Source organism: Streptomyces actuosus, from assembly GCF_016921115.1.
Lineage (GTDB): Bacteria > Actinomycetota > Actinomycetes > Streptomycetales > Streptomycetaceae > Streptomyces > Streptomyces actuosus_A.
In genome coordinates this window covers 24,746-43,553 of the sequence record NZ_JAFFZS010000049.1, presented here as the reverse complement: position 1 = coordinate 43,553, position 18,808 = coordinate 24,746, and the positions used below count along the sequence as shown (strand labels likewise).

Sequence of the window (18,808 nt, the reverse complement as noted above, 5' to 3'; positions counted from 1 at the left end):
CTCTGTACCCGCTCCGCGGGGGTACAGAGGGCGCAGAGCGCCCTCTGACAGACCGTCAGCGCAGAGCGCTGACCGGCCGGCCAAGGGGCCGGCCGTGGAGCCGGCCCGCGGGGCGGGCCGGAGGCCGGCGGGCGGTTCGGCCTCGAATTCGGTTCCTCTTTCCGGGGGTTGGGGTCAGAGATTGGCTGGCTAGTGGGAGGGGGTTCCCTCGTGGTCCTGGCGGGCCTTTTCTGTGGTTTCTCGACGGGTTTTCAGGTTGTCCCGGTGGCGTTTCTCTGCGGGTGGTCCTGATTTCTCGTGCGGTCTGATCATTCTAAGGGTTTGGGGCCCCGGAATTCAAGTTGTGGGGCGGGAATTGACGGGGTTTCCGTTTCTCCGGCCCCGGGGGTGACTCCGGTCCGGCCGGGCGTTCCCTGTGCGGCTCTTGCGGCAGCCTACAGGGGTGTTGGCAGTCGGGGAAGGGGATAGCGGGGGCGAGGCTCCAGGGGGCCGTGTGCGGCAATCCGGGGCGTGCGTGAGGGTGGCGTTAGATTCGCGTTCCGGGAATTGGCGGGTTGTTAGATTCGGTGGGCCGGTGGTGTTAGATCCGGGGCCGCTTCAATCGTCGTGCGTGGGGCGGGCGTTAGATTCGCCGGTTGGGTTGGTGGGGGGTTCCCGGGGTGCCGTTAGATTCGGGGCGGGGGGTGGTGGGGGTGTTAGATCCGGTGTTGCGCGGGGGTGGGGTCGGGTGGCTCCGGTGGGTTCGGGGCAGGTTGGCCGCGCGGGCTTGGGTGGGGTGTGGGGGTGGTCGTTGAGGGTGGGGGGAGGGCGTGAGGTTTCTAGTTTGGGGTGGGTTTGGTTGAGCGTGTGGGGGTGATCCCGTTCCGATGTTGCGTATTCGCGGTTCGGTGTGTACTGTAGTTATCACGAGGTCGGGGGAACGAAGAACCGGCCGAGAAACCACCTACTGACCCTGTTGGAGGGGATCTTCATGTCCGGTACCCAGACGTTCACCACCCCGGCCGGTAACACCTACTCGTACGCGGTCGAGACGGGCGAGAACGGCGAGGCGGTCTACGACCTGTCCCGCGTCCTCCAGGACGGGGTGTTCCCGATCGGCACGGTCGTGGTCCACCCGAACTGGGAGCTGTTCCCGAAGGTCGCGGGTCTGCTGAACGTCCAGTTCGGCAAGGGCAGCGCGACCGACCGCCACGAGCGGACCGACGCCCCGAAGCTGGGCGACATGGACCTGCCCTACGTGGTCGGCAGCCACCTGGTCAACCCGGCCGACCTGACCGCCGAGACGGACAACGGGGCCGCGCCGCTGCTGACGTTCCGCAAGCGGATCATGGGTGCGGCCTTCGAGACCAACTCCCCGGCCGAGAACGCCAGCCAGGACACCTTCGAGAAGGTCCGCGACCTCGTCACCGGCCTGGTCACCACCTACCAGGCAGACAAGAACACCCCCAAGCGCGAGGCCGCGTACACCAAGTTCCTCAACGGCAAGCGCGCCGAGGCCGTCCAGGCCGAGATCAACAAGCTCGACGACAAGGCACAGGCACTCGCCTTCATGCGCGCCGAGCTGGTCGAGAAGCTCAACGGCTACAAGACCGCCTGACCCCCCACCCACCACCCGGCGGCCCCAACCCCCAACACGGGGCCGCCGAACCCCCACACCCCCCACCCCCGCCCGTGCCCGGGCCCACCCCGGGCCCACCCGCACCAGTAGAGATGAGCCGAGGATGACGCAGCGCAACAGCCAGCCTGAGATACCCGCCACCTGCCCCGGATGGGGCGAGGAGTGCGGCAACGAGACGGAGAGGGGAGCCGACCTCTGCCCTGACTGCCTCATGGGACGGCTGGACGCGCAATCCCCCCGGATCCCCCTGTAGCCCTTCCCCCAGACGGCAGTAGCCCCAGACCAGGGCCGGGCGGCCCCGCCCTCCAAGGGCCGCTCGCGCCCGCCACAGGCCCGGCCCCGGCCCCCCTCACCCACCGGGGCCGGGCCGCCCCGCCCCCGCCGCCTGTCTTACCGCCCGATTGTTGCGTATTAGCGTTTCGTTGTGTACTGTAATCACATCAGCCGGTCGCCGTCAGCGCCAAACTCCTGGGAGATTCCATGCTCGCCCTGCTTCGCCGTTCGCCGAAGGTCGCTACGCCCGTCACCGAGAAGTCGGCGATGTGCCCCACGACCGGGCTCCCGTACGGCGAGCCCGGCTCCGTGGAGCGACTGACCTGGATTTTCGCCGAGCAGGACCTGGAGGACATCCAGGAGCGCATGGAGTACTTCGCGGCACGCGCCGCCGCGCGCCCCGAGTCCGGCCTGGTCGTGTCCAACATCAAGACCCCCATAGCCCGTCCGCACATCCTTCTCATCGGCGACTTCGAGTCCGACGGGGACCGGCGCGGCGGCACATGTGTTGAGTGCGGGGCGCACGGTGAACTGTCCGCGCTTCGGGACCTTGCCCGGAACGACCTCGGCTGTGAGGCGACTTGGTTCTAACGCCGGGTGCCGCCCCCCGGTGGGGGCGGCACCCAAGTCCGACCGCACATCTCCGCGCCACCCTCACAAGCTAGGAAAGTGGGAGCAATGATGAACCACAGGATCGGCCGCAGGATCGGGCGCAGGACTGGAATCTTCCTGGGTGTCCTGCTGGGTGTCTCCGCGATCGTCCTTACCGTGTTCAGCTTCAAGATCTCCATGGATGCTTCGCGCGCGCTCTCGAACCCCGCCGCCGAACAGACCATGCCGCATTGCCGGTAACGGCTCGCGCTGGTGCGCCCCGAAAGGACCCCTGATGACTGACAGCAAGATCACGGAGTTGCTTGCCCGCGCAGCGGGTGGCGACTCTGAGGCGGCCGCCGCGTTCGTGCGAGCGCGAGCATTGCGACTCCACGCGGCGGAACGCGTCAGCGCCAGCGGCCGGGCGGCCGCCCGGCGGATGCTCCGGACAGCCTCCTAATCCCGCGCGCCGCGCCCCCTTCCGACGCCCCCTCCCCCGCCTCCCTTGTTCGCGCCCCGCTCAGCGTTTCGCTGGGCGGGGCCGCTTGCGTTCCGCATCCCTCGTCGCGACCTGCTCAACTCCCCGCCCCTCTCGATCCTGTCTCGGCTCTGCCTCGTGCTGACGGTCCCTGGCTTTCCCGCTTCCGTTCTCCCTGTCTGGCTCCGTGCTTCGTGGTCTGTCTGTGTCTCGTCTGTCGTTGTGTGCTTCGGCTGCTCCTCTGTCTCTTCGGCTCTTGTGCTCCTCGGCATCTTCGTCTTGCTTGCCGTTGCCGGTCCGCCTGCTCTCTCTGTTCGCTGCTCCTCTCTCCCTCGCTCCTCCCGTCTCCTGCTGCTCTCCCCTTCCGTCTCCCTTCCTCCTCACTCCCCGCCGGCTTCCTCCTTCCTGTCGTTCGCCTGTGGCTCTTCGCTGATGTCCTCAGTGCCCTTGGGGGTCTCGTAGAGAAGTAGTCGGCGCATTCCAACCCCCTTGACCGTCGCCCTGAAGTGCAGGTTTCCGTGTCGAGGGCGCAGCCTGGGGGCAAGTTGAAAGGCAAGTTGAAAGGCAAGCTGTAGAGCAAGTTGTAGGGCATGTTGTGGGGCAAGTTGTAAGGCAAGCTGGCCTCTGGCGGTGGTCTGCGTGGCCAAGTCCCCTGTTTCGCGGGGGGTGATTTCTCTCCCCTCCGGCATTCACGGAGGGGAGAGAAATCACCCCCCTGCAGTTGGGCTCCCTGGGAAGGGGAGGAGAAATCTCCCTCCTTTCAGGTCAGGGGGGAGATTTCTCAGTTGCCGCGCTGGAGGGAGAGACTTCTCTCCCCCTCAGGTCGGGGGAGAGAAATCACAGTCCAAAGGAGCGGCCCCGGGAAGGCCGGCGCCTGCGCAGGTGGAGCGTGCCGCTCAGCGCCGGCTGTTCTAGCTGCCTGGGACGCGGCGGGGTCATGCTCCCTGCGATGCCACGGTGGCCGCGATGGGCTCGCCGTCGCCGATGCGCCCGTCGAGGCAGAGCTCGCGGTAGCCGGGCGTGTAGGTGAAGCCGTGTCCGCCGCAGGTGGCGCAGTCCGGGGCGTGGGCGGTGGGGGCGCCGATGCAGAGAATCGGCTCTTGGTGGACGGCGGTGTAGTTGTCGTCGCCGTGGTGCTCCCAGGTGAGCACGGTGAGGACTTCGCCGGTGCCGTCGCATCGCCCTGCGCAGTCGTGGGGGTGCGAGTCCTCGTCTTCGTGCTGGTCGTCGAAGTCGCGGAAGGCGTCCAGGAGATAGGCGCGGGCGCGGAGATCGTTCAGGGCTGGCCGGCGGTCGAGGGCCCGCAGGGCGTGGCCGGCGGTGGCCGCGGCCACCGCTGCGGCGCTGTCGGCCGGTGCCGCGGTGGCGGCCCAGTCGAGTAGGAGTCCGCGGGTCATGAGGTGTCGCCGTTGTTCGCTGGCCACGTCGACGGCGGGGAAGCGGGAGGTGAGGCCGAGGTTGGCCCAGGCGTAGGTGTCGAGCATTTGGCGAACCAGCCGGGGGCCGGGTCGGAGGAAGGGGCGCTTGGGTGGCAGAGAGTCGTCAGTGGCTTGGGGGGCTAGGCATGAGTCGCCGTGGGTGTCCTGGTGGAGTCGGGCGTACTGGGCTCGCAGGTGGTCGAGACCGTTGTGGGGGTGGTCGCCGAGGGCCAGGCCGTCGACCTCGCGGAGGAGGGCGCCGTGGTCGCGGGCGGCTTCGTAGAGGTCGGGGTCTCGGGTGCGCAGGGCGAGGACGTCGACGAGTGCGCCGGCGTGCAGGAGGTTGAAGCGGCGCAGGGCGGGAACCGCGTCGCTGTCGGGGTCGTATTCGAGAGCGTCGGTGAGGCGAAAGTGGGCCCAACGCGCTTCGAGGATGAGCCGGGTGATGGACGGGCGTTCATCGCGGTACGCCTTTACGGTGTGTTCGGGGTGGTGGCCGACGGGCACGAGGGTTCCCTTCAGGTGACTGGTGGCGGGTTAGCGGGGCCTGGTCGGCCCGGGCTTCATCGGGTCGTTGCAGGCGAGGTCACGATGGCGTCGGCTAGGCGGTGAAGGCTGTCGCCCTGCGGAGCTGCAGCCTTGAAGACGCGGTGCGCCGCTCCGGCGGGGGCGTGGGGCAGTGCGAAGACGCGGCCGCGGTCGAGGACGGCGAGGAGGCGTGCGGCGTGATGTTCGCATCCATCGGCGCCAGCGTTGTCCGCGTCGAGCACGGTCACGGCGACGGGGCCGGCGCAGGGGGTGTAATCCGTCGGGAGTGTGGCGGGGCAGCGGGCCATCGGTCCTCATCTGGTGGGCTGGGTGAAGTGGCTTTATGGGGCTCCGGGTTGGCGGGGACTGAGCCTGGGCTGCGACTAGCACCGTTCTTCGTCGAGAGGTGCGCGTGGCCCCAGAGGTTCGGTTCCGGGACCGGGCGTCGTGTGCAATGTCGCGGAGGCGCTCGCGGCGTCGTTCTTGTACGTAGCCGCGGCAGTGCAGGGGGTCGTGCTGGGAGGTGGGCCACGCCGAGGCTGTGGCGCACCAGGAGCAGTGCGGTCGCCTGGTCAGGCGCCGGCTGAGGGCGAGAGCGAGCAGGGTGACGACGGCTCCGAGGCCTCTTCCGAGAACGAAGGGGTGCATCTGGTGTCTCCCACTGGATGATGCGGGGCCACCGGGTGGTGGCCCCGCATCGGAGGTAGTCGGGACGGGTGTGCTGGGGGTGGGTAACTGGTCGCGTGGCAGCGGATCGCCAGGGAGGAGGGCCAGTCGTGACTCACCGGGGCTCCGTGGCGTCGGTCCTCGTTCCGTTTCGATCACCACCAGTGCCGGAACAGGTAATCCCCGCGCGGGATCTCGCCGCGCCGGATGAGATCGGCCAGGACCAATTTCAGCGAGGGAGAGAAGGCGCGATCGGCGAAGAATCGGTCCTCGAACACGGCGTTCTCAAGGTCTTGCGTTTCAGGCGGGTTCGCCTCGACAGTGGCTGGCGTGTTCTCGTCAGCGACGCGGATGCTCAGCCAGTAATCCAGCTCAGTCATGCCGGTCTTGACGACGCTCTCGCCGGTACGGGAGTCCCAGCCCAGGTACAGCTCGGCGTCGTCGAGGTCTCCGAGTGCTTCCAGGTAGTCGTCGTCGGAGGTGAGTTCGTACAGCTTCACGCTGTCATTACCGATGTGCTCGTCGTCCCGCTGGCATCCGCGCAGCGAGCTATACGGCTTGCCGTAGACGCGTTCGGCAATGGCTTCGATCGGGATGTGGCCGTTCTCGGCGGTCGCATGATCAGCGTGTGGCTCCAGCATGTAGATGCTGTAGGGCGTGTACTTGGGTGCGTCGGGCATGACGGATCTTCCTCGCGGGTCTCCGGGGTCGGTCAGATGTGGTCGTGGAGATCGGTGTCGTTGTAGGTGGTCGCGGAGACCGTGATCCAGCCGGTTCGGTCGCCGTCGCGGAGCTGGAGCTCCCACTTGCCCGGCTGCCAGTGCTGACCGGTCTGCTTCCGGCCGACGTACTGCCGCTGGCACTGCTTGGTGGGCTGGCTGCTGCCGTCTGTGGTCGAGCCGGAGGAGCCGGGCTGGGTGGTGCCGGAGGTGCCTCCGTTGGTGAGCGACTTGCCGGGCTGGGTACCGCCGGACGAGCCGCCGGAGCCGCCGGGGGTGGTGTCGTTGTTCTTCTTGCCGGTGCTGCCCGACGAGCTGGACTTGCCGCTGCTGGACTTGCTGCCGCTGGAGCCGCCGCTGCGGCCCGCGAAGGCGGTAGTGGTGAACGAGCTAGTGCGGATGGTCGAGCAGTCCTGGCGGTACACGTCCTCGTAGTCGGTGATCCAGCGACCGTCGTAGCCACGCTTGTCGATGACCTCGCCGTGCTTGATGGGCTCGTTGGTGCAGCCGGTGAGGGCGAGGAGCGCGGCGGCCGTTAGGGCGGTGCCGAGCGTCAGGGTGCGGGGCGTGGGCACGTTGGGCTCCAGGAGGTGTGTGGGTGCGCTCGTCTGCTACAGGTGTTGTGCGCGAGCGGCGTGTGACACAGAGGCGGAACTTTCTCCGCGAAGATCACAGTACACATTGAACCCTCAATACGCAACGCATAGTTGAGGTGTCGATCCGTCTCCTCGTCGTGAGGCGTTGGGCAGCCCCGGCGTTGGGCGCGTCAGAGCGCTGTGTGAGTGCTTGCGCGTCAGCTAATGGACTGGATGATCCAGGCGAGCAGGCAGATGCCGGCGATGACCGCCCACATGCGCAGGGCGGCCGGATCCTTAGCGATCGACTTGGCGTTGGACTCGAACACCTCGGCCGTCGGCATCATGCCGGGGTGGACGGTGTCCCTGTGCTCATCCCGCTTGGCGGCGGCCTGATCCTTCGGCAGCCACCCGGTCGTGATCCCGCATGGGCCGCACTCGTACCGCCATGCCACTGCGGGCTCCTCTTCCGCCGGTCCTGTCGGATGTGGTTCGACGGTACCGGGGTGCCGCGCCCTACGGGATCGGAACAAGCCGATAGGGAACGGTAGATGGGGGCGGTAGATGCTTCTAGCGTTGCCATAGATGCGCAGGTCAGACGGTCGTAGATGTCGCCGATAGATGGCTGGCGGCGCCTGCGCGGGGGAGGGGAGTGATGGCCGGCGGGAAGGGGTTTCGGGCGCCCGGGAGCCCCCTCTGGCCGGCGGCCGGGGGAGCTCCCGGGCGGATGGTTCAGGCACTGTCCGCAGGGGCCTCGAGGAAGGCGACTTCGGGGGGTGGAGCGGGGGGCTCGGCAGGGGGTGCGGCGGGGGCGTTCGGGGTGAGGTCGGGGACCAGCTGGGCGGGGATCCGTAGGGCCCTGCCGAGGGCCTGCTCGAGGTCGGCGATGTGCACGCCGAAGTAGTTCCTCCCCTGGATGCCCATCTGGGTTCGGACGGGGATGTCGAGGGCTTTGCACTTCTGTCTGATCATGGGTTCCGTCCAGTCGGCCAGCATCCTCTCCCGGTGGATCCGTTCGAGGAGAGTGTCGGTGTGGACGCCCTTGCGCCCCTGGCGGACGGCGAAGGCGACGCTGTGCTCGACGAACGCTGCGAAGGCGGCGTCGGCTTCGGCCGAAGTGGCTTGGGCCTGCGTCGTTTCGGGGTCCCACTCCCCCGCCGTTTCATGATCGTTTAGGGTGTCGGTTCCCTGAGGCGCTTCCTCCTCGGCAGTGGTGTGCGCGTCTTCCAGGTCCTTCACCGTGCGGCCGGCCGACAGTCCGGTACGGACGGCGACGGTCGTGACGATGACCAGTCCGGTTGCGCCGTAGGCGTACCAGAGGCCGGGGTGCTTCTGAGTGAAGTAGAGGGCGATGTAGCCGGCGATGCCGAGAGCACCGAGGCGGACGAGGAACCCCCCGCTCTCCTGGTCGCCGGCGCGCAGCCAGGCTCCCACGTAGCGCAGAGCGACCATGGTGGCGCTGGCCACCACGGGCACCTCGCGCACGAACGGGATGTGCTCCAGCCTGATCTTCCGCCGGCCCTGCTTGGCGGTGTTCGTCGTGTCCGGCTTCCCGCTCATGCCCCCACCAGGGACAGCCCGGCGGTGGCGACGGCGATGACCGCCCGCCAGATGGAGCCCTGTGCTGCGGACATGGCGGCCGCAGTGAGCATCCCCCACAGGGCGCCGGTGAACGGCACGATGGGGGCGAAGGCGGACAGCACGAGCAGGATGATCACGACGGCAGTCATGCCGATGGACCCCAGGTCGGGGTTCTCGGCGATCTGGCGCGGGATGTCCTGGACGGCGGTGCCGAGGTCGTGGGGCCAGGAGCCGGCGCGCAGGAAGGCGAGCTCGGCGAAGAAGCCGATGGCCTGGGCTGGGCCTCGGGCCAGCTTCTTCTTGCCCTTGCCCCAGATGCCGTAGATGAGCGTGACGATCAGGATGACGCTGACGGCTGTGGCGGACATCGGGCCGAGGGCGCTGGTTCCGGCCCCGGCGGCGAGCAGGGTGGTCACGGGTGTCCTTAGAAGGTGGGGGCGGAGAACAGCAGGACGGCGATGCCGGCGGAGGCGACCGGGATGTGGGTGAGGAAGCGGACCGCGGCGCAGAACGAGGGCAGCCGGTACAGCCACCTCTCCACGAAGGCGGAGATGCCGCCGCCGACGACCGCGGCGAGCAGGATCACGCCGCCGCCGACGATGAACGGGGTGGACGGCTCGTTGCTGCTGGCCGCAGCGTCGTGCATGACGGCGAGCGTCCATTGAGGCAGGCCGGTGTTCCACTGGGCCGTGAAGACGCCCCAGCTCCAGGCGCCGGCGGTTGCCGCGGCTCCGTTGTGGAGGATGAACCGCTGCAGCGGCGTGAGCGACGCCCACCAGGCAGTGAGGGACCTGCGGTTGCGGCCCGGGCCGGCCGGGCCGGTCCCCTCCCCTGCGGGGGCCGCCGGCTCCTGGCCGGTGCCGTAGTAGTGGTTGTGCACCTCGTAGGGGTCCGGTTCCGGCGCCTGCGGATCGGCGGTCTTCCGTACGCGGAACCAGTCGGGCCCCTCGCCCTCCGAACCTGGGAGGTCTTCGTCCGCGTCCGCGGCCTCCGGGCCCCCGGCCCCCTCGGCCTGGTCGTCGTCCTTGCCCCGGCGCCAGGGGACACGAGGCGGCCACGTGCTGTTCGCCGGCTCCCCTGCGGGCTCCGATTCCGCAGTGGTGTCCTGGTCTTCGGCGGGCATCGGCTCGTCGGCCGGGATCTGCTGGTCGTCCGTGAGGTTGATGGTCTGGCCGGGAACGGGCAGCCGTCCGCCGGGCGACATCGAGATCCGACGGGTGGAACCGGCGGATTCCAGGGCCCGGTCGGGGCGGGCCGCGCCCTGCTCGGGCTCCTCCTCGACGGGCTGCTCGGCGTGGCCGAGCGGTCGGACGCCGATGCGGAACAGGAGGCGGCGCAGCCGCGTCTCGTCGTCCGGCATGCCGTCGCCCGTCTCCGGGGTCTGGGACGGTTCGTTCTCGGGGGTTTCGGTGTTTGCCTGGTTGGTACGGCCGCGGGTGAAGGGTGTCGTGCTCACTGCTCGCTCCCCTCGTGGGAGACGGGGCGCCGCACGAGGGCGAGGCGGGGCCGGCCGTGCTGTGGGGCGCCGGCGGATCGGGCCGGCCGGGCGGAGGTCACCGGGCGGCGGGCCGGGGCGATGAGGGCGAGGGCCTCGGTGACGTGCTGGTCGAAGGTGGTGGACATGTGTGGTCCTCACGGTCGTGCTCGCGGGCAGCCCTGCGGGGGGCCCTGCGGAGCGGGGCGTCAGGGTCGGCTGCCGGCGGCGGGGACGAGGAGGCCGCTGTCGTGCTCCTCGAAGTGGTCACCCGCGGTCGGGTCGAGGCGGAGGAGCTCTTCGAGCTGCTGCTGGCCGGCCGGAGCCGGGGCGGGCTGGGGGTCTTGGGCGTGGGCGGCCGGCTGCGGCGACTCGTTGGCGAGGGCGAGGGCCTGGTCGAAGTGGTCGGGCTCTTCGCCGTCGGCGCCGTGCGCGACGGGATGGGCGGCCAGCGCCTTGGGCAGCCATTCGGACTGGGTGTCCAGGAACTTCTTGGCCCGGCCGTTCCCGATGCCGAGGGCGGCAGAGATCTTGTTGATGCCCCAGGCGAACGTGCCGTCCTCCTTGCGTGGGACGGTCTCGACGAAGGCGGCCATGACTTCCTCGTCTGTCTTCCGCCCGGCAGCCGCGTCATCATCCTGCCCGGCGTCGGCGTCCGGGTCCGGCGAGGCGGTGTCCTCGTCGCCGCTGTCCTCCCCTGGCTCGTCTCCCTCGCCCATCCCGGCCTTGACCTGCCCGTCTTCCTCGTCGCGGGAGTGGGATGACGGGGCGGCATGGGGGTCGGCCGTCTGGGATGGGATGGCCGGGATGGTGCCGATCAGGGTGTTGAGGATGCCCTCGAACGCGACGGGATTGCGCAGGTTCATCCCGGCGATGTCGGACTGGCGTACGCGCAGCTGCAGCCGGGCGACGACGCGCTTCAGGATGGCGGGGTCGGAGCATCCCGCTCGTTCGCTGGCATCCTGGGCGCGGCCGTCGGCATGCATCTCGGCGAGGCGGTATGCCCAGCGGGTCATCCCACCGGCCCTCTTGACCGCGTCCTGGGCACGGCGCAGCCGGTACCAGCGGTAGGCAGCCCGGGAGATGCGGACCTCGGCGGTGGCCTCCTCCTGGGCCAGGTCCTGGCGGGCGGCGAGCAGCAGTGCGACGCGGAAGGCCTCGACGGGGTGGAGCAGGCGCACCAGCGCGATGCGGCGGTCGGGGCGTCCTCCCTTGGTGCGGGCGGCGCGGCGCTCCTCGAGCGAGCCGATCTCCCAGAGCACGGCCGCCAGGACCGGCCACACCGCGCGGACCGCGCCGCCGAGGAGGGAGCCGGCTTCGGACGCGGAGAAGACCGAGCTGATGCCGGCGAGGATCCAGAAGAGAGCGCCAGACAGACCCGATCCGTCGCCGTCGCGGGCACGGCGGCGGGCTCGGCGGCCGCAGACCATCGCCGCGACGTCGAGTGCGACGAAGGGCAGGAGGTCGAACGGGGCGTCCAGGCCCATCTGGTGGTGTCCGACCCGGCGCAGACCGGTGGCCGACAGGGCGGCCGCGGCTGCGGCGATGACGACGGTGAGGAGGTCCTCGACCCGGCGTCCGCGCCGGTCGGCTGCCGCGGCGCGCTCGACGTCGGTGAGCGCGGCCAGGGCCATGCGGCGTCGGCGCAGGGCGATCGCCGGGCCGAGGGTGAGGACGAGCGCCCCGAGGACGAACTGCCAGCTGCCGAGGAGTTCGGCGAGAGCCGCGCCGTGGGGGGCGAGGTCGGGTGTCACGGGGAGTCCCTCCGGGCGAGGTTGCTGGCCGCTTCGGCGGCCCGGGCGCGCAGCGGGTCGTCGCTGGGCGGGATCGGGTCCTGGGTGATCCAGTCCCTGTAGGCGTCGCGCTCGGCGGTGGCCTGGCGGAGCAGGACCAGGAGCAACGCGGTGAGCGGGTTGACGGGCGGTATGTCGGCGCCGGCCGGCACGAGGACGGGGAGTAAGAGGACGTCGTCGCGGCGGGCGAGCGCGCTGACCAGGGCGCGGTTGAGGGCGTGGGCGTCGTCGGCGGGGTTCATGCGGCGGCCGTCCAGCCGGCGGAGCGGCGGTGGTCGGCGACGAGCTCGTCGCGGTGACGTGCGGCCTTGCGGACGTTCTCGATGTTCTCCAGGCGCTTCTCGGGCTTCCCGGAGGTGCCGAGGTACTGGCCGGCGAGCCGCTGCACCTCGCGCGCCGCGGCGATGCGGGCCTGCTGCCTCTGGGCGGCGCGCTGGTCCTCGGCAAGGGCCTGGTCGAGCCGGTCGCGCTCCATGACGAGCCGGCGCTTGAGCTTCTCGGGGGTCAGCCCGCCGCGGATGCCGACGGTGTCGCCCTCGCGGAGGGCGAGTTCGGCGCACGCGGCGCGCACCGGGCACACAGCGCAGTGGTCGCGAACGGTCTGGGCGCGGCGCCGGCGCCAGTCGGTGTCCGGCTCTCCGTCCTCCTGGTAGAAGTGGCCGATGTCCGGGTCGGCGGTGAGGCAGACCGAGTACTTCATCGTCTGGCGCAGCTGCGGGGTGCGCAGCTCCTGCGCGACGTAGTGGCCGTCCTGCCGGTCGAGGAAGCCGCTGGCGACGAGGCTGTCGAGCGGATCGGTCGCGGCGACGAACTGGGCGATGCTGGCCTCGGCCGTGCCCGGGATGGCGCGGGAGGCTGGCGGGCGGGCTGCCATCATGGTGTTCACGCGTTCTCATCTCCTGTGACGCTCTGGTGGGTGGTGAGGCGCGTTCGCGGCCTCCGGGGGGACCAGCCCCGGGGGTCGCTTGCTTTTACACGCGCCATCTGCCTTAACTGCCTTAATGCAGATGCGTCAGATGATGCATGCTGTTGGCGATCACGTCAAGGAAGAAGGTCCAGCGGATGAGCCGTGCGCTCTGGCGGGTGCGGCAAGATGTGCCCATGCCCATGACGTCCCATCACCCGCACGAGCAGGTCGCGGCCGCACTGCGCGCCGACATCCTGAGCGGCAAGCTGGCTCCGGGCGAGCAGCTCCCCGGTCAGCGCGAGTTGGGTGAGAAGCTCGGCGTCGCACCGAACACCGTGGCCCAGGCCCTACGACTCCTCGAGAAGGAGGGCCTGGTCGAGACGGCGCCGCGCCGCCGCAGTCGGGTACTGCAGCCGGCCTCCGCCATACAGGTCCGACTGCACGAGGACGGGCTGCTCCGGCCGAGGGATCCCGGCGACAGCGGCCACGACGACATCAGGCGCGGGGATCCCGGCACTGATGCAGCAGCCGTCGAGGCTCTGGCCGTCGCGCCGGACGCCGCCCTGTCCGTCCGGCAGGCGGTGCTGCTGCAGGCCGGCACTCCATGGGCGCTGCAGACCCTCTTCACCCCGGCCGCGCTCACGGTGACCGCGGTCGAAGCCGCCACCGTCGCGCCGTTCACGGTTGGCCCGCTGCGGCGCGAGGACAGCCACGCCAGCAACTGGGACGCGCGGCCGGCCACCACCGAAGAGTGCTCGCTCCTCAAGTCCAAGGTCGGCACCACGGTGTTCGAGATTCGAAGAGTCGGTTTTACGGATGAGCGCCCAACTTCATACCTTTTGACGGTAGTACGTGCGGATCGCGTGACCATCCGTACAGGAAGCGCCAGTTAGAAACTCTCCGAGTCAACTGCCCCTTTTGGCCGCACTTTTCGACGTCGAGTGGACAACGCGCCGAGTGCGTGTGCACGACGGGCGTCAGGGGATAGGGTGACTTTCGCTTGATCCAATACGCCTCACCTCGGGCCCCCGGCGCACGGCGCCGAGCCCGGCGAACCGAGAAGGCGGTTCTCCCATGACCAGCACCGCACAGGCCCCGAGCGGATCCACCGCGCCGGGCGCGGAGCTGCCGTGGGCGCTGCCCGGCGTGTCCGGGCCCAGAAACGCGAATGCCCCCTGGAAGGGGGAGTTGAGGATGTCGTAGGTCTTCCGGGCGGGCGCCTCTAGCAAAGGCTGCTCCTCGCCCCTCTCCGCCGGCTTCGGAGTTAGCAGCTCCTCTGCCGGCCGTCACCGCTCAGTCCTGGGTTAGCGGCCCAGCTTGAGCGAGGGCCAGACCGAATGGTCCGGCAATCACTGCCCTCCAGCAGCAATTCCCCCGAGGGGGTTTGTCGTTTCCCGGGGCGACCCGGGAGAACGGGGTCCATCTTGCAGTACACCCATGCCCTTTGTCAGCTCGGACGCCACCTAAGCACGCCGATCCCGGCTGTTTTTCGCCCGTCCGTGACTTCGACGCCACGCTGCGTACCCGCTCTCGCGACCGGCGCTCCCGCCGGGACCGGCCGGAGCGCAGCGCGGCCCGGTGGTCGGCCCTTGACCCGCTGCCGCCAGCACCCCTTGACCGCCTCGCTTCCCACGCCTGCCCGACGGGCCTTCACGGCCCCGGCCAGGTGGCTGGTCAAGGGGGTCTGTCGCCGCCCCGGGCACCCCCTTGACCCGCAGGTCACAGGCTCGCCAGGGATTTTCTCGGCCGGACTGTCACACCGTCGGCTTTTTCAACACCCGTAGCAGCTGAAGGACCTGTTCCTTCAGCTTCCGCCCGAGTGCCTTTGGCCAGACCCCAGACCGCGCGTCCTTGCCGGACGCCGTCGAGACCCAGCGCACCCGACTCGCCGCCCCGCGGCACCGGTGCGCCAGGAGAAGCGTGCCCCGCACAGCAGCAGTTCCCAGTAGCCCGCCGCCGACGGGCGATCAGGCGCGCCCGCAGCGCCGCCAGCGGGTGAAGGTGCCCCTGCGCCTCGTCGCCAACCCGCACTACGCCGACGTCGCGGTGACCGTCTACGTGAAGATCGCCGCGCTGGCGTCGCGTCCGGAAGGGTGCACGGCGGCGACCGTGACCATCGCGGAGTACCTCCGCCTGTCGAAGTCCTCCGTCGAGCGCGGGATGACGCAGCTGATGCGCCCCGGACCCGACGGCGTAGTCGAGCTGTCCTCGACCCGGCGTTCCCTGCCCGGCGGGAACGGCACTTCGGCGGTGCGCCGTACCCGGCCGCTGTGCGCGACGGAGCGGTTCGTGTGGATCCCGGTGGCTGCCTCGGAGGACCTCACCCCGCGCCAGCTGCGCGCGTACGCGCTCATCGCCTATGCCCAGGCCCAGAAGCTCCCGCTCACCGAGTCGGAGATCGCAGGGGCGCTGCACCACCACAGCGGCCAGCGGGCCGGTCAGCCGCTCACCACCGCGGCCGCCGGCGAGATCGTCGACGAGCTGGAGGCGACGCGGTGGATCACCGTGGAGCGGCGGGCGGGCGTACGCGGCCGCCACCACTTCGTCGCTCACGACATCCCGGCCGCCGCTCAGGACGCGGCCTGTGGACAGCCGTCCTCCACGGGCGTCGCGCCCTCCTCCACCTCTGGTCCTGGTGAGGGATCGGGTTCGTCGGCTGGTGCGGGATCACTCGCGACTATGGAAGAACCTAGGACTGACCGACCTGATGACGAGCGCGCCCTCTTCTCACCCGCCGTAGGCGAGGTACAGGTAGGTGAAGGTGTGGAAAACCGCGGTGCGCAGCCGCAGCACGGCACCGGCGAAGGTGGGCTCGCGCTGCGCGCGGATGACCACCAGACCCCCTTGACCACCCCCTTGACCGAGCCCTCGGGCACCCCCTTGACCAACCGCGCAGGCGCCTACGGCGGGCCCGGGCTGACCATCAGCGCCCGGGTGCACGCCGTCCTCGAGCCGGTGCACCGGCTCTATCGGCAGACCAGCATCTACATGCAGCGGCGCATCGCCCGGGAAGTCGGCAGCCAGCTGCGTTCCGGCATCGATGACGCCCGGCTTCGGCAGCGCCTGGAGACGCGGGTCTGCCGCACCTTCACCGACGAGATCCGCGACCCCGGCCGGTGGATCCTCGGCGTCGGCCTGCCCCGCTGGGGCTGCGGCATCTTCGACTGCGAGGCCGGCGTCCTGTGGAGCAGCGGCCGCCAGTGCTCAGTGTGCGAGGAGATCGTCCGCGACCGGCGCCAGGGCACGGCGCAGTCCGACGCCTCCACTCTCTCCACCGTCCGCCCCACCCCCGCTCGGGTTCCCGTCCCCCGGTCCACTCCTGCAGCTCCGCGGGGCCGGTGCCCTGAGTGCGGCTGCGCCGTCCTGGTGCTGAACCCCGCCGCCTCGGCCGCCCCCCGGTGCAAGCCGTGCCGAGAGGAGCACGAGGGTGGACGTGCCAGCGGTCCATCCCCGTCGGAACACCCCGAGGTGTGCGCGGGGTGGGACGGCAGTGGATGCACCCGTCCGGCGCTCGGCTCCACCGGCCTCTGCGTCCGGTGCCGGACCCGCCGGATGGAGTGGGCCGCATCATGAGCCGCGCACTCCACCCCGTCGAGGCTCGCCACTGCCGGGTGGGGCCGGCCCCCCTCCACTGGAGCGCGCTCCACTGCGCGCCGATGGGGCAGAGCTCGGCCACCCACCTCGCCGCTGCTTCAGCGGCCGTTCCCGGAAAACGGGCGCAGGCGTGGCCGACGCCCATGAACCGGACCCGGGCCTGAGGTCCCCCTTGACCGGCCTCCCCGGCCGCCCGCGATCCTCCTTGACACGCAGTCCGGGTCAAGGGGAAACCGCACTGTGCATCGCCCAGCGCTGCGGCACCGGAAAACGCCGGCGCGGAGTAGGGCCGGGGGTGGCGGCCACCCGATGAGTGGACGCCACCGGGGCCAGTGCGACGGCCTCCTCCACCCCGGCCCACTCGCGAAGCCCACCATCCATCGCCGGCGCCTCGCACTGAGTGGGCTCCATCCGGCTCCACCGCGTACACGGTGGAGCCCACTCAGTGGAGTGGAGCCCGGCCTCCGCCACCGAGTGGCGCCCACCGGCCCACTCCACTCGATGGGCAACACCAGTGGATCGGCCATGGTCCATCCACACGGTGGGCTCCACTCGATGCCGCGATGCACTACACCGGTGGCACCCACTCTCAACCCACTGCTGAGAAACGGGCGATAGACGGAAGACGCCGTCAGCCCGAGGCACGGACCGGTCGTGCTGGAGCTGAGCGTGTCACCCACCCCGGGGTGTCCGCCCCCGAACAGCTTCGGTCGATGCCCCCTTCTCTTCGATCCACCCCTTGACCAGGTTCACCGCACGAGCTGCTACCCCCCTTGACCGGCCTCGCCTCCACCCCTTGACCATGGGCCGGGGCACCTGCTGTTTCCCCTTGACCTCGGCCCGGGGCAAGGGGAAACCCGGCGGCCGCTCACCGTGCCTCACCCGATGAGGCTGAGGGCTGCACCGACGCCAGCGGAAGCCGACCCGAGAGACGCCGGCCGGCCAGCGGATGGGCGGTGCGGCCGGACAGGGCTTCCTCCCGAGCGCGCGCCGGAGTCGTACAGGACGCCGTGCGGAGGCGATGGCGGCACTGGGGATTCAGTCCGAGTTCGCGGTGGCGTCCATCGCGATGGACGGATGGGGGGCGGTGGCCCACCGAGTGGCCGGAGTGCGGGTGGACCCGAACGCCATGCGGCGGGTCATGGTCCACCCACTCGGTGTGCTCCATCCACTCCAGTGGATGGAGCGGGGCAGATGCGCCGCACTCCATCCACTGCCAGTGGGAGTGGTCTCCATCCCCTCCTCGGTGGAAGTGGGGCGCACCCATCCACCCCGCTGTGTGGACGTCCATCCCCCTTGACCACTCCGCCCACCCCTTGACCACGGCCCCCTTGCCCAGCTGGGCCGCCCGGGTGGGCAAGGCCGGTTTCCCCTTGACCTCGTCAGGCCGCAATCGCGGTCAGACGGCGGTCAAGGGGCCCGTCGGGAGTGTGAGCGCCATCGAGACCAGATGGCGCGAAAGGACGGACACGGACGTGGCCACCACCCAGCACACCCCGGCACTCAACTTCTCCGAGTCCACGCCCCGCTACGACACGCTCACCGTGATGAACCGCGACTGGGCCGCGCTCTGCCGAGACCTGCGAGCGGCGGACCGCGTCGCCGCGTGGGCCGGGGAGCACCCGGACCTCGCCGGAGCGGCCAGTCCTCAGGACGTGGTCGACAAGATCTCCGCGTACCACCGCTGCGGGGACCTGGACGGCCACGACCGCGTGATGCACCTGCTGGTCGAGCGGGCCGGGGGGACCGGCTTCGACGCTCACCTCGCGTGGCGGGTGGCGGTGCGAGTCCTGCTGCCCAAGGCGGTCTTGATGGCGAAGACGCAGCGGCGGTCCTACGGCCTTCCGTGGGACGACGTCTGTGCGACGGTGCTCGGCGCCGCCTTCGAGGTCGTCCGCACCTACCCGCTCGACCGGCGGCCGCGGCGGATCTTCAACAACCTCGCGCTCGACACCCTGCAGCTGACCCGCCGCACCCTGGCCGCCTGCCTCGACGACGTGGAGGACGTCCAGGAGTTCGCCGCCGGCGTCGCGCCCTTGGCCGAAGCCGAGTCCCACACCCGATACGCGCACGTCGTCGCCAGCGAGGACCCCGACACCCCGCACCACACGGTCGAGCTCGCCGATCTCCTTGTGCGGGCCGCGCAGATGGAGCTCGTCGATGTCGACGAGCCGGCCTTGTCGCGTCACGAGACGCGGACGGAGGTCCTCGACCTGCTGCTGTGGGCGGTGGAGGTCGGAGCGCTGAAGGAGCTCGAAGCCCAGCGCATCGCCCGGTACTACCTGTCCACCTCGCAGCGCCCCGACCAGCGCCACATGACCACCCGGTCCATGGGCCACGAGGGAGACCTGCTGCGGCAGCACGCCAGCCGTGCCGTGCGCACGCTGCGCGCGAAGTCGGACCTCGCGCAGTACCACGCCGCGGCCTGAGGGCGCCCGGCGCCCCTCGGATCGGGCGCCGCAGAAGTCGTTCGAAAAAACCTCGGCCCCACTGTCACACCGCGCGCTTTCTCAACACCTGTAGCAGGCGAGAGGGCCGCCAGATCGGCTCCGCCCCACCTGAACATCCCCGCCCCCGCCCCTTCTCGACTCCG

General features: G+C 70.3%; 18 protein-coding genes. 7 read left to right on the top strand and 11 right to left on the bottom strand.

All coding sequences use genetic code 11. The features are described 5' to 3' along the window. The first annotated feature begins 970 nt into the window (after positions 1-970). The 3 genes from JS756_RS33245 to JS756_RS33235 all read left to right on the top strand — a co-directional run bounded on the left by JS756_RS33245 (position 971) and on the right by JS756_RS33235 (position 2,743). A complete protein-coding gene (locus tag JS756_RS33245; protein WP_205386987.1) occupies positions 971-1,597 on the top strand; it encodes a hypothetical protein in 627 nt (208 codons plus the stop codon). Between the two features lie 501 nt (positions 1,598-2,098). Beyond that, the gene (locus JS756_RS33240; protein WP_205386986.1) at positions 2,099-2,482 is read left to right on the top strand and encodes a BAR domain-containing protein; all 384 of its coding nucleotides are present in this window, start codon (positions 2,099-2,101) and stop codon (positions 2,480-2,482) included. 87 nt (positions 2,483-2,569) lie between these two features. Further along, positions 2,570-2,743 carry a hypothetical protein gene (locus JS756_RS33235; protein ID WP_205386985.1) on the top strand — a complete coding sequence of 58 codons (174 nt, stop codon included), beginning with the start codon at positions 2,570-2,572 and terminating at the stop codon, positions 2,741-2,743. Between the two features lie 1,152 nt (positions 2,744-3,895). Here the strand turns inward: JS756_RS33235 and JS756_RS33230 are convergent. The 11 genes from JS756_RS33230 to JS756_RS33180 form a co-directional block, all read right to left on the bottom strand. Continuing rightward, the gene (locus tag JS756_RS33230; RefSeq protein ID WP_205386984.1) at positions 3,896-4,885 is read right to left on the bottom strand and encodes a hypothetical protein; all 990 of its coding nucleotides are present in this window, start codon (positions 4,883-4,885) and stop codon (positions 3,896-3,898) included. An 842-nt stretch (positions 4,886-5,727) separates the two neighbouring features. Beyond that, positions 5,728-6,252: a hypothetical protein gene (locus JS756_RS33225; RefSeq protein WP_024126620.1), complete on the bottom strand. Its 525-nt coding sequence runs from the start codon at positions 6,250-6,252 to the stop codon at positions 5,728-5,730. 32 nt (positions 6,253-6,284) lie between these two features. Next, on the bottom strand, positions 6,285-6,866 hold the full coding sequence (locus JS756_RS33220; protein WP_205386983.1) for a hypothetical protein: 582 nt from the start codon (positions 6,864-6,866) through the stop codon (positions 6,285-6,287). Positions 6,867-7,084: 218 nt separating this feature from the next. Continuing rightward, positions 7,085-7,321, bottom strand: coding sequence for a hypothetical protein (locus JS756_RS33215; protein WP_024126621.1), 237 nt, complete (start codon positions 7,319-7,321; stop codon positions 7,085-7,087). 277 nt (positions 7,322-7,598) lie between these two features. Next, positions 7,599-8,426: a hypothetical protein gene (locus JS756_RS33210; RefSeq protein WP_240204740.1), complete on the bottom strand. Its 828-nt coding sequence runs from the start codon at positions 8,424-8,426 to the stop codon at positions 7,599-7,601. Then, on the bottom strand, positions 8,423-8,863 hold the full coding sequence (locus JS756_RS33205) for a hypothetical protein (RefSeq protein WP_024126623.1): 441 nt from the start codon (positions 8,861-8,863) through the stop codon (positions 8,423-8,425). Before JS756_RS33205 ends, JS756_RS33210 begins: the two co-directional genes overlap by 4 nt. A gap of 8 nt (positions 8,864-8,871) precedes the next feature. Next, positions 8,872-9,903: a hypothetical protein gene (locus tag JS756_RS33200; protein WP_205386982.1), complete on the bottom strand. Its 1,032-nt coding sequence runs from the start codon at positions 9,901-9,903 to the stop codon at positions 8,872-8,874. Then, positions 9,900-10,070, bottom strand: coding sequence for a hypothetical protein (locus JS756_RS37965; protein ID WP_166633254.1), 171 nt, complete (start codon positions 10,068-10,070; stop codon positions 9,900-9,902). Before JS756_RS37965 ends, JS756_RS33200 begins: the two co-directional genes overlap by 4 nt. A gap of 60 nt (positions 10,071-10,130) precedes the next feature. Further along, a complete protein-coding gene (locus JS756_RS33190; RefSeq protein WP_205386981.1) occupies positions 10,131-11,675 on the bottom strand; it encodes a DUF2637 domain-containing protein in 1,545 nt (514 codons plus the stop codon). Next, positions 11,672-11,956, bottom strand: a complete 285-nt coding sequence (locus tag JS756_RS33185) for a hypothetical protein (RefSeq protein ID WP_205386980.1) — start codon at positions 11,954-11,956, stop codon at positions 11,672-11,674. Before JS756_RS33185 ends, JS756_RS33190 begins: the two co-directional genes overlap by 4 nt. Next, positions 11,953-12,591 carry a WhiB family transcriptional regulator gene (locus JS756_RS33180; protein ID WP_208106602.1) on the bottom strand — a complete coding sequence of 213 codons (639 nt, stop codon included), beginning with the start codon at positions 12,589-12,591 and terminating at the stop codon, positions 11,953-11,955. The genes JS756_RS33185 and JS756_RS33180 overlap by 4 nt, the downstream gene beginning before the upstream one ends. Before the next feature lie 146 nt (positions 12,592-12,737). Here JS756_RS33180 and JS756_RS33175 point away from each other — a divergent pair, with 146 nt between their 5' ends. The 4 genes from JS756_RS33175 to JS756_RS33165 all read left to right on the top strand — a co-directional run bounded on the left by JS756_RS33175 (position 12,738) and on the right by JS756_RS33165 (position 18,644). Beyond that, positions 12,738-13,514, top strand: coding sequence for a GntR family transcriptional regulator (locus JS756_RS33175; RefSeq protein ID WP_205386979.1), 777 nt, complete (start codon positions 12,738-12,740; stop codon positions 13,512-13,514). A gap of 181 nt (positions 13,515-13,695) precedes the next feature. Next, on the top strand, positions 13,696-13,824 hold the full coding sequence (locus JS756_RS37730) for a hypothetical protein (RefSeq protein ID WP_275892774.1): 129 nt from the start codon (positions 13,696-13,698) through the stop codon (positions 13,822-13,824). Between the two features lie 717 nt (positions 13,825-14,541). Then, positions 14,542-16,194 carry a hypothetical protein gene (locus tag JS756_RS33170; protein WP_307791341.1) on the top strand — a complete coding sequence of 551 codons (1,653 nt, stop codon included), beginning with the start codon at positions 14,542-14,544 and terminating at the stop codon, positions 16,192-16,194. A gap of 1,496 nt (positions 16,195-17,690) precedes the next feature. Beyond that, positions 17,691-18,644 carry a hypothetical protein gene (locus tag JS756_RS33165; RefSeq protein ID WP_205386978.1) on the top strand — a complete coding sequence of 318 codons (954 nt, stop codon included), beginning with the start codon at positions 17,691-17,693 and terminating at the stop codon, positions 18,642-18,644. The last annotated feature ends 164 nt before the right edge of the window (positions 18,645-18,808 follow it).